This window comes from Photorhabdus sp. CRCIA-P01 (genome assembly GCF_003545805.1).
Taxonomy (GTDB): Bacteria; Pseudomonadota; Gammaproteobacteria; order Enterobacterales; family Enterobacteriaceae; genus Photorhabdus; species Photorhabdus antumapuensis.
In genome coordinates this window covers 1-12,828 of sequence record NZ_NMQR01000017.1, presented here as the reverse complement: position 1 = coordinate 12,828, position 12,828 = coordinate 1, and the positions used below count along the sequence as shown (strand labels likewise).

The 12,828-nt window shown below is 43.5% G+C and carries 13 protein-coding genes and 1 tRNA gene; 3 read left to right on the top strand and 11 right to left on the bottom strand.

Annotated elements, in window-relative coordinates:
* Nucleotides 1-141: 141 nt before the first annotated feature.
* The 7 genes from D3222_RS12135 to xerD form a co-directional block, all read right to left on the bottom strand.
* Nucleotides 142-765 carry a CatB-related O-acetyltransferase gene (locus D3222_RS12135; RefSeq protein WP_118986398.1) on the bottom strand — a complete coding sequence of 208 codons (624 nt, stop codon included), beginning with the start codon at nucleotides 763-765 and terminating at the stop codon, nucleotides 142-144.
* Nucleotides 766-1,016: 251 nt separating this feature from the next.
* Nucleotides 1,017-1,090, bottom strand: a tRNA-Gly gene (locus tag D3222_RS12130).
* 143 nt (nucleotides 1,091-1,233) lie between these two features.
* Complete coding sequence (lysS, locus tag D3222_RS12125) at nucleotides 1,234-2,754, bottom strand: lysine--tRNA ligase (protein WP_118986397.1); 1,521 nt, start codon at nucleotides 2,752-2,754, stop codon at nucleotides 1,234-1,236.
* A gap of 9 nt (nucleotides 2,755-2,763) precedes the next feature.
* Nucleotides 2,764-3,862 (bottom strand): peptide chain release factor 2 gene (prfB, locus tag D3222_RS12120; protein WP_118986396.1). Its coding sequence is split into 2 segments (ribosomal slippage): nucleotides 2,764-3,786 and nucleotides 3,788-3,862, totalling 1,098 coding nucleotides; the frame shifts between segments, so codons are not numbered across the junction.
* A 156-nt stretch (nucleotides 3,863-4,018) separates the two neighbouring features.
* Nucleotides 4,019-5,752: a single-stranded-DNA-specific exonuclease RecJ gene (gene recJ / locus D3222_RS12115; RefSeq protein WP_118986395.1), complete on the bottom strand. Its 1,734-nt coding sequence runs from the start codon at nucleotides 5,750-5,752 to the stop codon at nucleotides 4,019-4,021.
* A gap of 5 nt (nucleotides 5,753-5,757) precedes the next feature.
* A complete protein-coding gene (gene dsbC, locus D3222_RS12110; RefSeq protein ID WP_118986394.1) occupies nucleotides 5,758-6,459 on the bottom strand; it encodes a bifunctional protein-disulfide isomerase/oxidoreductase DsbC in 702 nt (233 codons plus the stop codon).
* 23 nt (nucleotides 6,460-6,482) lie between these two features.
* The gene (gene xerD / locus D3222_RS12105; RefSeq protein WP_232832493.1) at nucleotides 6,483-7,394 is read right to left on the bottom strand and encodes a site-specific tyrosine recombinase XerD; all 912 of its coding nucleotides are present in this window, start codon (nucleotides 7,392-7,394) and stop codon (nucleotides 6,483-6,485) included.
* A gap of 107 nt (nucleotides 7,395-7,501) precedes the next feature.
* On the opposite strand from xerD, the gene fldB reads away from it, so the two are divergent.
* The gene (gene fldB, locus D3222_RS12100; RefSeq protein ID WP_118986393.1) at nucleotides 7,502-8,020 is read left to right on the top strand and encodes a flavodoxin FldB; all 519 of its coding nucleotides are present in this window, start codon (nucleotides 7,502-7,504) and stop codon (nucleotides 8,018-8,020) included.
* Between the two features lie 21 nt (nucleotides 8,021-8,041).
* Here fldB and D3222_RS12095 read toward each other — a convergent pair whose 3' ends face one another.
* Complete coding sequence (locus D3222_RS12095; protein WP_118986392.1) at nucleotides 8,042-8,458, bottom strand: protein YgfX; 417 nt, start codon at nucleotides 8,456-8,458, stop codon at nucleotides 8,042-8,044.
* Nucleotides 8,439-8,705, bottom strand: a complete 267-nt coding sequence (gene sdhE / locus D3222_RS12090; protein ID WP_118986391.1) for an FAD assembly factor SdhE — start codon at nucleotides 8,703-8,705, stop codon at nucleotides 8,439-8,441. Before sdhE ends, D3222_RS12095 begins: the two co-directional genes overlap by 20 nt.
* A gap of 177 nt (nucleotides 8,706-8,882) precedes the next feature.
* On the opposite strand from sdhE, the gene ygfZ reads away from it, so the two are divergent.
* Together ygfZ and D3222_RS12080 are read left to right on the top strand one after the other, a co-directional pair.
* Nucleotides 8,883-9,872: a tRNA-modifying protein YgfZ gene (gene ygfZ / locus D3222_RS12085; protein WP_118986390.1), complete on the top strand. Its 990-nt coding sequence runs from the start codon at nucleotides 8,883-8,885 to the stop codon at nucleotides 9,870-9,872.
* Between the two features lie 14 nt (nucleotides 9,873-9,886).
* Nucleotides 9,887-10,492 carry an HD domain-containing protein gene (locus tag D3222_RS12080; protein ID WP_118986389.1) on the top strand — a complete coding sequence of 202 codons (606 nt, stop codon included), beginning with the start codon at nucleotides 9,887-9,889 and terminating at the stop codon, nucleotides 10,490-10,492.
* Between the two features lie 132 nt (nucleotides 10,493-10,624).
* On the opposite strand, the gene D3222_RS12075 is transcribed toward D3222_RS12080, so the two are convergent.
* On the bottom strand, nucleotides 10,625-11,998 hold the full coding sequence (locus D3222_RS12075) for a hypothetical protein (protein ID WP_118986388.1): 1,374 nt from the start codon (nucleotides 11,996-11,998) through the stop codon (nucleotides 10,625-10,627).
* 551 nt (nucleotides 11,999-12,549) lie between these two features.
* Nucleotides 12,550-12,828 (bottom strand): ISAs1 family transposase (locus D3222_RS12070; RefSeq protein WP_118986387.1); only part of this gene is annotated, 279 nt, incomplete at its 5' end.

The following is a 12,828-nucleotide window of genomic DNA, read 5'->3' as shown; positions in this document are numbered from 1 at the left end:
CTTGAATGCCGAAACGGTATTTCAGCCAATAATTAATGTATTTTAGTTAAATAATTCAGTAATAGAACATTTTAAAAATCATATTTAATTAGTCGGATCCAGCCTAATTAATTATTCTACGGAATTAATTAACTATTTGTCTTAATATGATCTTACAGCAGATTTTAATGCCTTAATATCCGAAGCACAGAGATAGGGTTTTAAAGCATTAAATTTCTCTTCTGACCAATCATATATTTTTAACGCAAGTAACTCATTGATAATGTGCGGCTCAAAGCGATATTTAACTAATTTCGCAGGCGTTCCAGCAACAATACTATATGGCTCAACATCTTTAGTTACGACGCTATTAGCAGCAACGATAGCGCCTTCACCAATGGTGACGCCTGGCATAATCATTGAACGCATACCAAGCCACACACCATCATGAATATGCGTGTCACCTTTGCCTACATATGCCTCTTCAATATATTCCATGAATGGATATAAACAGAACCAATCCGCTCTGTGTGTATTGTTTCCACCCATAAGAATGATAGTTTCAGCACCTATGCAAACATAATCGCCAATATACAATTTATCAATTGGCCACTTAGACTCCCATTGAAGACTGATCTTATCACCGTACAAATAGCGAACGACAGATTCTTCAAAACCGCCGCTCCAGCAATCGCTATAATAGCTATGAGTTCCTTTGATGACAATACTTTGATTAGTTACAGCTTCATGTAAAAATTGGATTTTTGACCAATGCTTTTCTTTCATAGTAAATAGTCTCTATTAATTATTCATTTACCATAGAATGCTTTCTACGGTGATGTATCCGCATTCATAATATATCACTCCTAACTGATTCGTGGTTGATTTAATAACGGGATTCTTTTCATATTAGGCGATGAGTTAGTTATTAATTTATATCGGTTATTATTCGTAAATTCTTTTGATCTTATTTACATCATACCAAAAGATATACTTTCAATGCGAACTACTCAGCATTTTTTAGGAAGAAACAAAACTGGAGCGAGCGAAGGGAATCGAACCCTCGTATAGAGCTTGGGAAGCTCTCGTTCTGCCATTGAACTACGCTCGCTTAAGGATAACATAAATTATTATAGCGACTTCGTTGGCATCAACAAGCCATTATCTGTTTAAGTTGTCTGTATTTCAGGCAGTTGAAAATAAAAACTCCCCCGGCAGCTATGCCACAGGGGAGTTGAAATTTAATTCAAGCTGTTATTTCTGCGGGCGCATTGCCGGGAACAGAATGACATCACGGATAGTATGGCTATCTGTCAACAACATAATCATACGGTCAATACCAATACCCAAACCAGCTGTTGGCGGCATACCGTGTTCCAAAGCCGTGACATAATCTTCATCGTAGAACATGGCTTCGTCATCACCTTCGTCTTTCTGGCGAACTTGCTCAGCAAAACGTTCAGCCTGATCTTCGGCATCATTCAATTCCGAGAAGCCGTTACCAATCTCACGTCCACCAATAAAGAATTCAAAACGGTCGGTGATAAACGGATTTTCATCATTACGACGCGCTAACGGAGAAACTTCTGCCGGATATTCAGTGATAAATGTGGGTTGAATCAGGTGACTTTCAGCCGTTTCTTCAAAAATTTCACACTGAATACGACCAAGGCCCCAACCTTTTTCCACTTCAATACCAAGAGATTCAGCGATAGCCACCGCTTTATCCATATCATCCAAATCAGCCATATTGGTTTCAGGACGATATTTACAAATGGCCTCTTTCATGGTCATTTGAGCAAATGGTTTACCGAAATCGAATTCCTGCTCGCCATAGTGAACCAGAGTATTACCCAAAATATTCTGCGTCAGCGTACGGAACAGCTCTTCTGTCAGGGTAATCAGATCCTTGTAATCCGCATAGGCCATGTAGAGTTCCATCATGGTGAACTCAGGATTATGGCGCGGAGATACACCTTCATTACGGAAGTTGCGGTTAATTTCAAATACACGTTCAAAACCACCAACAACCAGACGTTTCAGGTAAAGTTCCGGCGCAATACGCAGATACATATCAATATCCAGCGCATTATGGTGAGTAATAAATGGACGAGCTGCCGCACCACCAGGGATTACCTGCATCATTGGTGTTTCCACTTCCATAAAGCCTTTGCTGACCATAAAGCTACGCAGGGCCGACAAGACTTGAGAACGAATTTGGAAAGTTTTGCGCGATTCGTCATTCGCGATCAGATCCAAATAACGCTGGCGATAACGAGTTTCCTGATCAGCCAAGCCGTGGAATTTATCCGGCAATGGACGTAAAGCTTTTGTCAGCAGACGCAGTTCAGTACAGTGAATGGAAAGTTCACCGGTTTTGGTTTTAAACAGTTTGCCACGAGCCCCCAGAATGTCTCCCAGATCCCATTTTTTAAACTGTTCGTTATAAATACTTTCCGGCAGATCGTCACGGGCAACATATAACTGAATACGACCGCCCATATCCTGTAGCGTTACGAAAGAAGCCTTACCCATGATGCGACGCGTCATCATACGACCGCCAACCGTCACTTCAATATTCAGTGCCGCCAACTCTTCCTGAGTTTTGTCGTCATATTTCGCGTGCAAATCTTCCGAGATGTTTTCACGACGGAAATCATTCGGGAATGCAATACCTTTCTCCCGTAAAGCTACCAGTTTTTCACGGCGAGTTTGCAGTTCATTATTTAAATCGGGAGCCTGTTCCGCACCCTGCTGCTGCTGTTGTTGTGACATTTTAGTTCCTCATAAGCCAGCTTTAAGGCTTGCTTCAATGAATTTGTCCAGATCACCATCCAGCACCGCTTGTGTATTGCGAGTTTCAACGCCGGTGCGCAAGTCTTTGATGCGTGAATCATCCAGAACATAAGAGCGAATTTGACTACCCCAACCAATATCAGATTTATTTTCTTCCATTTCCTGTTTATTGGCGTTCTTTTTCTGCATCTCCAGTTCATACAGCTTCGCTTTTAGCTGTTTCATCGCCTGGTCTTTATTTTTATGCTGAGAACGATCATTTTGACACTGAGTCACAATGTTGGTTGGAATATGGGTAATACGCACCGCAGATTCTGTTTTATTGACGTGCTGACCACCCGCGCCAGATGCGCGGTAAACATCGATACGTAAGTCTGCTGGATTAATTTCAATATCAATATCATCATCCACTTCAGGATAAATGAAAGCAGAACTGAATGAAGTATGGCGACGACCGCCAGAATCAAATGGGCTTTTACGCACCAAACGGTGAACACCGGTTTCAGTACGCAACCAACCATAAGCATAATCGCCCATAATCTTAATGGTCGCTGATTTCAGGCCAGCAACTTCACCATCTGATTCTTCAATGATTTCAGTTTTAAAACCTTTGGATTCAGCCCAACGTAAATACATACGCATTAGCATACTTGCCCAATCCTGGGCCTCGGTACCACCAGAGCCTGCCTGCAAGTCAAGATAACAGTCAGCATTGTCGTACTCACCAGAAAACATGCGGCGAAATTCCAACTGACCCAATTTGCCTTCAAGCTGTTCCAGCTCTACCACAGTTTCATTAAAAGTCTCTTCATCGTCAGCTTCTACCGCCAGTTCCAGTAAACCTTGTACATCTTCCAGACCCTGCTCAAGCTGATCGATCGTTTCGACAATCTCGTCTAATGAGGAACGTTCTTTACCCAAAGCCTGTGCCCGCTCCGGTTCATTCCAAACATCAGGCTGTTCCAATTCAGCATTTACTTCTTCTAAACGCTCTTTTTTGACATCGTAGTCAAAGATACCCCCTCAGAACCGTTGTCCGTTCAGACAGGTCCTGAATGTGGTTTTTTACCGGATTAATTTCAAACATATTCTCGTGTCTTACGTTGTGTAGTCGTAGATAAATGGATAATTTTCGAACCGCGTATTGTAGCGGATTCGGCACAGGGTTTATAGCACTTCAACAGATTTGTCACGTATTCATACGAGAGTACGCGACAATGACTGACTACCTGCCGCTCAACTATTAATAAGGCCAGAGATGTTGGATCAAAAGCTGTACACTACGGTTGCCACGAAATTCATTAACATCCAGTTTATAGGCAAGTTCTACTTCGCGGACACTGTTATCTGGCCAGCGGGTAGGATCGATATTGAACGCAATACCATCCAGCATCGGCCCACCGTTTAATGGCTCTACTATCATCTTTAAATGTCGTTCTCCAACAATACGCTGTTGCAGTAGTTTGAATTTACCGTCAAAAATAGGTTCCGGGAATGCCTGCCCCCAAGGACCGCCATCACGCAACATTTCCGCCATGTCCAATGACAGTTGATTAGTCGCTAATTCACCATCACTCCAGATAACACCTTCAAGTTGCGAAATATCTAACCAATCCGCCATTAGCGTAGAAAAGTGATACTGAAATTGTTCGAATTTATCCTGTTCAAGTGACAAACCGGCCGCCATCGCATGACCACCAAATTTAAGTATCAACCCCGGATGCAAAGTATCAAGCCGCTCAAGCGCATCACGCATATGCAATCCCTGAACTGAACGACCAGAACCTTTCAAAATCCCCTCGCCAGCTGGTGCAAAAGCGATAACAGGCCGATGAAAACGCTCTTTAATCCGGGAAGCCAGAATTCCGACTACCCCTTGATGCCATTCTGGATGATAGAGTGCTAGCCCATAAGGCAGTTCAGTGCTGGTACGTTCAAATTTGTCGCAGATTTGCAGTGCTTCCTGTTGCATTCCCTGCTCTATTTCACGACGAGTCTGGTTAAGACTGTCCAGTTCACAAGCTATCTGACGCGCCTTTGCCATGTCGTCAGTTAGCAATAAAGTGACGCCAATGGACATATCATCGAGGCGGCCAGCGGCATTCAGTCTTGGCCCCAGAAAAAAACCCAAATCGCTGGCTGTCAGTTTATAAGCATCACGATTGGAAACTTCCAGTAATGCGCGTATCCCCGCGCAACAACGCCCTGCACGAATACGATTCAATCCTTGATAAACCAGAATCCGGTTATTGGTATCCAAAGGTACAACATCGGCGACAGTTCCTAACGCAACCAAATCCAACATTTCCGCCAGATTTGGCAGCGCGATTCCTTGCTTTTCAAACCACTGATCTTTTCTCAGCGCCGCCCTTAAAGCAGACATCAGATAAAATGTGACACCCACCCCGGCCAATGATTTAGACGGGAACGAACAATCGGCAAGATTAGGATTAATAATGGCATCAGCCGCCGGCAAAACGTCACCCGGCAAGTGATGATCCGTGATAATCACTTTCATATGGTGCTGATGGGCAGCCGCAACCCCTTCATGGGAAGAGATACCATTATCCACGGTCATAATTAGGTCAGCGCCTTTTTTAACAACCTCTTCTACCACCTGTGAACTTAAACCATAACCATCGTCAAAACGGTTTGGTACCAGATAATCCAGATGGCGATATCCCATCGAGCGTAATGATCGGATCGCCAATGCCGTACTGGTTGCCCCATCAGCATCAAAATCACCGACAATAACGATACGCCAGTGTTCATGAAGTGCAGCCAACAAGAGCGCCACCGCCTGTTCCACACCGCTCAGATGCTGATAATTCAATAACCCTTGAACACCACGCTCCAATTCATTAGCTTGCTGGATACCACGAACGGCATATAAACGACGCAGTAATGGATGAATCTGTTGTGGAAGATGACTGTCATCCACCGCCGGGCGGCGGCGAAGTTGTGTTTCAATATTCACTAAACTTATTTACCACGTTGTGCCAGTGCCGCCGCCAAAGCCTCTGGTGGCATATATCCACCTAACAAGCTGCCATCCTTAAGGACAATCGCAGGCGTTCCCTGCACACCAAACTGGAGGCCCAGTTTGTAATGGTTAGCAATATCCACCTTACAGCCCTTAATTGGCGAAACATCCTCATTTTTAAACGCTGCATCCAGTGATTTCCGCGGTGTTGCACTACACCAGATGGATTGCATATCTTTAGCAGATTGGTGCTGCATACCCTGACGAGGGAATGCCAGATAGCGCACAGTAATACCAAGTTTATTGTACTCTTTCATGTTTTCATGCAATTTATGGCAGTAACCACAGGTAATATCCGTGAAAACGGTAACGATATGCTTCTCTTCCGGCGCTTTGTAGATGATCATTTGATCTCTCATTGCTTCCAACTTTTTCACCAATAATTGATTACTGACATTCACAGGAGCGCTACCACTAACATCATAAATTGGCCCTTGTAATAAATATTTCCCGTCATCAGATAGATAAATGATACCTTGCTCAGTAACTACCGTATTTAAACCCACGATAGGTGATGGCTGGATGCTTTCTGCTTTTATCCCTAGTTTTTGCATTGTTCGATGGACAGCACCATCATCAGCAAGCACATTTCCACTAAACCAGGCCAGCAAAAGAGGAAAACATAACACGCTTTTTTTCATTTTCAGTTCCTTTAAATCCGTGCTCACCCACGCGGATGATGTTGTTGATGTAACAATTTGAGCCGTTCTGTTGCTACATGAGTATATATTTGTGTTGTGGATAGATCACTATGCCCCAATAACATCTGCACAACTCGCAAATCAGCGCCATGATTAAGCAAATGCGTGGCAAATGCATGACGCAAAACATGGGGAGATAATCGTTCAGCATCGATTCCAGCCAACAGCGCATAATGTTTAATACGATACCAGAATGTCTGTCGGGTCATTTGTCGCCCACGGTTGCTCGGAAAAAGGACATCCAACGTTGCGCCATTCAGCAACCCGGCTCTCCCATATTCCAGATAATGCTCTAGCCAGTAAATCGCTTCTTCCCCTAAAGGCACTAACCGTTCTTTATTACCTTTACCTATCACTCTCACCACGCCTTGGCGCAAACTGACATCGGAAAGCGTCAATCCCACTAACTCCGATACCCGTAAACCACAGGCATAAAGCACTTCAAGCATGGCTTTATCCCTTAACTCCACCGGCTGATCTGTACAGGGCGCATTAAGTAGATCTTCGACCTGTTTTTCACTTAAATCTTTAGGCAATCGCTTTGGTAATTTGGGTGCAGACAAAAGTGCTGTCGGATCATCTTCCCGCATTTTTTCCCGATAAAAATAGAGAAACAATTGACGCATGGCACTGAGTAAACGCGCCGAACTACTGGCTTTATACCCTCCATCCACGCGTTCTGCCATAAAAGAGTGCAAATCTATCGTCTGGACAGATAATAAATTGTGTCCATGATATATCAACCAGTTATCCAGTGCCTGCAAATCCAACCGGTAAGAAGCCAGCGTATTTTCCGCAAGAGCATGTTCCAGCCAGATAGCATCAAGAAACTGTTCTATCAGTGGATTAGTCAACTGAGTTGGTTGTTTTGACACGAAATACTTTCCTTAAATCTGCACATCTCTGCTGGCTATTATGCCTGAAAAAGCAATTATTCTGTTACAATGCCAGCCCAGATATTCAAAAACCATAATGATTAATGATGAAGATTGGTCTTTTTTACGGCTCCAGCACCTGCTACACCGAGATGGTAGCAGAGAAAATCCGCGATATCCTTGGCGAAGATTTAATTGATCTCCACAATATCAAAGAGACAGAACCTGAATTAATGGAAACATATTCTGTACTGATTCTCGGTATCCCAACATGGGATTTTGGCGAATTGCAGGAAGATTGGCTGGTTATTTGGGATCAAATCCCTTCCCTCGATTTACAGGGGAAAATTGTCGCCATGTATGGTATGGGGGATCAAATTGATTACGGCGATTGGTTCCTTGACGCTCTCGGTATGCTATATCACCATTTACGCCCTTCAGGCGTGCATTTTATTGGCTTCTGGCCAACTGAAGGTTATGAGTTTACCAGCCCGAAACCATTAACGGATAATGGCTCACAATTTGTCGGGCTGGCTCTGGATGACGTAAACCAGTATGAACAAACTGATGATCGTTTATCGCAATGGTGTATGCAAATCCTGCAAGAAATGGAGCCTCTACTTTAAATCAGGAAAATTTCAGCTCAATTAGATATCAGGATATTGCAACAACAGTTGATTAATATTCCTCCATTCATCCTGTGACATACCATCGGATGCTAGCCATAAACGGATTTTTTTCTGGTTATAAAAAGATTGAGCCGTAATTAATATGCCATAACGACACAACCACGGCCGCCGGATAATTTGCCACTCGTGCTTCTTCCATTGCAACTTATTATCACTGAGAAGAACTAAAAGCCCTTGAGATTTACGGATATTTTTCTGGCTACGCCCCCAACTGACAATAATCAACAGTACCAAAGGAAGCCAGAAAATCCAGAAAATAGCGTCATCCGCAGGCCATGGAGCAAGTAGTACGATAAGCGCTATTGCACCATGAACACAGGTAGAAATTAGCTGGGTATGCCAAGATACCCTGAGATCACATTTCCACAGGACCACGATCTTTATTTCTATTCTGAATAAGTTTAATCATGCGGAATAACTCTTCATCTTCTGGACGCCCATGATTCATTAACCAGTTGAACAGATCAGGATCAGCACATTCAAGTAAGCGAATAAAAAGTCGTTTATCATCATCACTGAGCGAGTCATATTCATAGTTAAAAAACGGCATAATTGAAATATCCAGCTCACGCATTCCACGCCGGCATGCCCAATGAATACGTGCTTTATTATCAATATCCATGTTCAAAAGCTCCCCTTTTTAATTCTCATTGTTAGTTTTAACGCCATTAGCCATATAAGTCGCCCGGCCAACTGATGCATCATGCCAGCTAATAGCAATAATAACTACTTGCATTGTGCTTCAGCTCTTTTACCATTATGCATCATTGGCTCAAATATCTGACTGGCAGGATATGTCATGGCTTATAAAACTCCGTTTTCTTCACAATCTCCATTGTCTTCATCAATCCTTCCCCTGACTTTAATATCTCTGGATGACTGGGGACTAGTAGCAGCAACTGGACCGGATGCAGAAAAATATCTACAAGGTCAGGTGACAGCGGATATTTCCGCACTTGCAGCGAATCAACATGTGCTTAGTGCGCACTGTGACGCAAAGGGTAAAATGTGGAGTAATCTGCGCCTCTTCCATCGCGGTGAAAGTCTTGCTTATATTGAGCGCCGTAGTGTGCTGGGAAATCAGCTTACAGAATTAAAAAAATATGCATTATTCTCCAAAATTGCTCTTGCTCAGGATGAAAATGCGGTATTGCTCGGTGTTGCAGGTAACAGTTGTCGGGAAGCCCTAAGTAGCCTCTTCCCAACCTTGCCGGATACTGATAATGCTGTTGTTGAATATGAAGCCACTACTCTACTCCATTTTACCTTGCCGTCTGAACGTTTCCTTCTGGTGACAAACACCGCAACTGCTGAGCAGTTAACAGAAAAGCTTCAAGCTCAGCTTAATAACAGCGAACAGTGGTTAGCTCTGGATATTGAAGCTGGCTTCCCGATCATTGATGCGGCAAATAGTGCACAGTTTATTCCCCAAGCAACTAACCTACAGGCATTGGCTGGAGGGATATGCTTTAAAAAAGGGTGTTATACCGGGCAGGAAATGGTGGCTCGTGCTAAATATCGCGGTGCTAATAAACGTGCCATGTACTGGCTGGCTGGCAGTGCCAGCAAAATTCCCGTGGCTGGAGATGATTTGGAATGGCAATTAGGAGATAAGTGGCGGAGAACGGGTACCGTTTTGTCCGCCGTTAAGTTGAATAATGATAATGTCTGGATACAAGTCGTCATGAATAATGATATGGAAAGTCATGGTGTATTCCGTGTCCGTGACGATGAAGGACATTCACTCACTATTCAGCCTCTGCCTTACTCTCTCAAAGAAGAAAAATAATTGATGAGGTTTGTATGTCGTTAGCAGTATCTACCGTTGATTTTGGCCCTTTTACGAATGTCATCGGTTTTTTGATGGAGTTGGATAAGCTGAAAAAAGTTCAGCGGCGAACAAAGTTACTGGATAACCATCGTCGGGAAAATTCAGCCGAGCATAGCTGGCATTTTGCTATCGCCGCAATGAGTTTTGCGCCCTATGTAAAAGGGGTAGATATCCAGCGGGTTATTCAAATGGCATTAATTCACGATATTGTAGAAATTGATGCCGGTGATGTGATGGTTTACGATTTAGCCGCCCGTGAAGCCATTCATGAACAGGAAATCAAAGCCGCCGACCGTCTTTTTGGTTTACTTCCCGAACCACAGAAAAATCATTTTATGTCACTTTGGCAAGAGTATGAAGCAGCAGAAAGCCAAGACGCCAATTTCGCTCTTACGCTGGATAGACTAATGCCGATGCTGATGAATCTGCATAATAAAGGGCAGAGTTGGGTAGAAGATGGTATTCGTTTTGAGCAGGTGATTAACCGCAATAAATTCATTGCCGATGCCTATCCTGAATTATGGCAATATCTGCTGCCACAACTGGAAATCGCACAGAAGAAAGGTTGGTTGAAATAACTTTTCTCGAAAATTTTATACTACAAATTCAGTGCACATATTAACCCTATGGTGCACTGAGTTAATTACAGAACTACAGTTGTTTTGATGAAAAACCTCAGATTTCACCCTGATAATCTCACTATCCCTAATCTACTCGTTTCCAGACAGTTCTTTCTTGGAAAACCGAAACACACTTGGCTTCATCTCAGTCAATTTGCCGTTGACATATACCCGCCCATCCTGTCCTAACTGGCCTGACTGTCCATTCATACCCCTTTTACCCGCCTTTCCGAAACAACCTACGTCTTGAGTTACGTCTCCATTCTTATCCGATTTGATACCACCGATACCACCATTACCACCTTTCCCTCCATATCCTCCCCTACCGCCAGGCGCTATCATACCTGGTGCTGACTGACTCATAATATGTGGATTACCCGTGGAATAGCTAAAATCTATGTCACCTCCATCTCCACTACAGCCTCCATTACCCCCATCCCCTCCATCCCCGCCATCACCTCCGCATCCCCCATCCGCAGGCTGACACAGTGTGTTATCAGTATGATAATGACGATAATCAGCAATACCACCATAAAAACTACCATGCCCTCCCTTACCACCATCACCGCCACCACCACCACGACCGCCATTCCCCCCCTTACCACCATCGCCACCCATCGACCACAACTGTATCTGCCCATCCACATGAGTACATACAACAGTTAGTCTCGTCGCCTCTCCACCTGGTTCGCCATCCGATCCCCGCGCTCCCGAAGAACCTTTAATTCCATCAGTACCTGATGTAGTCCCAACGACACAGGTATGTTTATTCTGAAGACCAGGTGAACCAGCAATGCCATTAGCTCCGCTGTTTCCAGTTGCACCAGCAGCACCAATTGCTCCATCTATCCCTGCACTGATAAAGTGCTGTGGACCGTTTTCAGCCCCGTGAATGACACTTGCTTCAATCCTACCGTTGGTGTAGCAAATAATTTTGCCTTCCGGTTCAATAGTTATCTGCTTGTACACCAAGACAATGGGTTCGCCACTATGTTCTGTATCTTTAATAATCAATGGATTATTTGCAGTAACAGTGATCTCTTCGCCACTGAATAACGCAACTTTCATCGGAAAACGCTTAGCATTAAGCATTTCTTCATAATCTTTGACCAAAGCGGAATCACCATAGATATAGGCACGAAAAGCTTTGCACAAATCAATATGATTTCCCGGGACGTTTGCCAGTCGTTCAGCAGAGAATGGTTCAGGTAACGGATGATATGATTCCATTTTTCCAGGGCCATACCGACTATCAGGCACACCGCCGAGTGCTTTCAGCTCTTGTATAGTTTGTACCGTAAAAAATGCAGGTGGCACAGTAGCCGTTTTCAGATCATTAGAAAATATTACCGGCCCGTCAAAATCCGAGGTCTTAAGTTGCTTTGGCTGTCGTTCCAGACCAAACGGATGATGATTCTGATGTAATATTGCCAAAGTTTCAGCAACTGTTCTTATTTTATCCATGGGAATTCTCCTAAGTTTGAATTTATACCCGTTATCTTTCAAGCTGCCTCTTTGTTGGCTGCACTCACTCACCCCGGTCACATAGTTCTCTATGCTCCCGGGGATTCGCTCCCTTGCCGTCGCGATGCAACTCGAAATCTATTAGGTATATACATTTAGAATAACTTCATATATCAATTATCCATCTGACCCAGTTCCAACGTCTCTACTGCTATCACTACTGGTATGTCACCAAGTTGAATTTTCCCCCTGGCTAATCACCAGATTAGCCATAGCAAAAACATCGACTTTTTCTGGCAATAAAATATAGGCTCTTCAACAATAGATAGGCCAGAAAAATAATTCCGATGAGAATTAATTAGGTAAGTATTTATTCACTTTACAGAAAGCAATTAGATGAAACATTTAAATTACGCCATTTAAAATATTAATGTAAAATCTCACTTTTTCCATTAATTATGGGGAATTTTTCTGTGATACGTCACTACCTTTCAATAAGTGCTAATTAAATATTTCAATTGTATATTTATCCAGGGCAAGAGCATGAATGTTCATTTCTTGCCCAATGTCTGAAAACCTGCAATTAAAACTTTATCCAAATACTCACTGCTCATATTGGCCATGTTTGCTTTGCGTCGCATGCTGGCTTTTACACTGGTTTCTGCACGTAGCATATTAAGCGAGAAGTGCCGCATACCCGCTAATATCTCGGCAGCATTGCCGCGACGAATGGCACACGCATCTTCATTCATTGATACGTCAAGCACCCAATGGACGCGATTTTCAATACCCCAATGACCCCGTACCGCCTCCCTAAAACGGTCTGATCC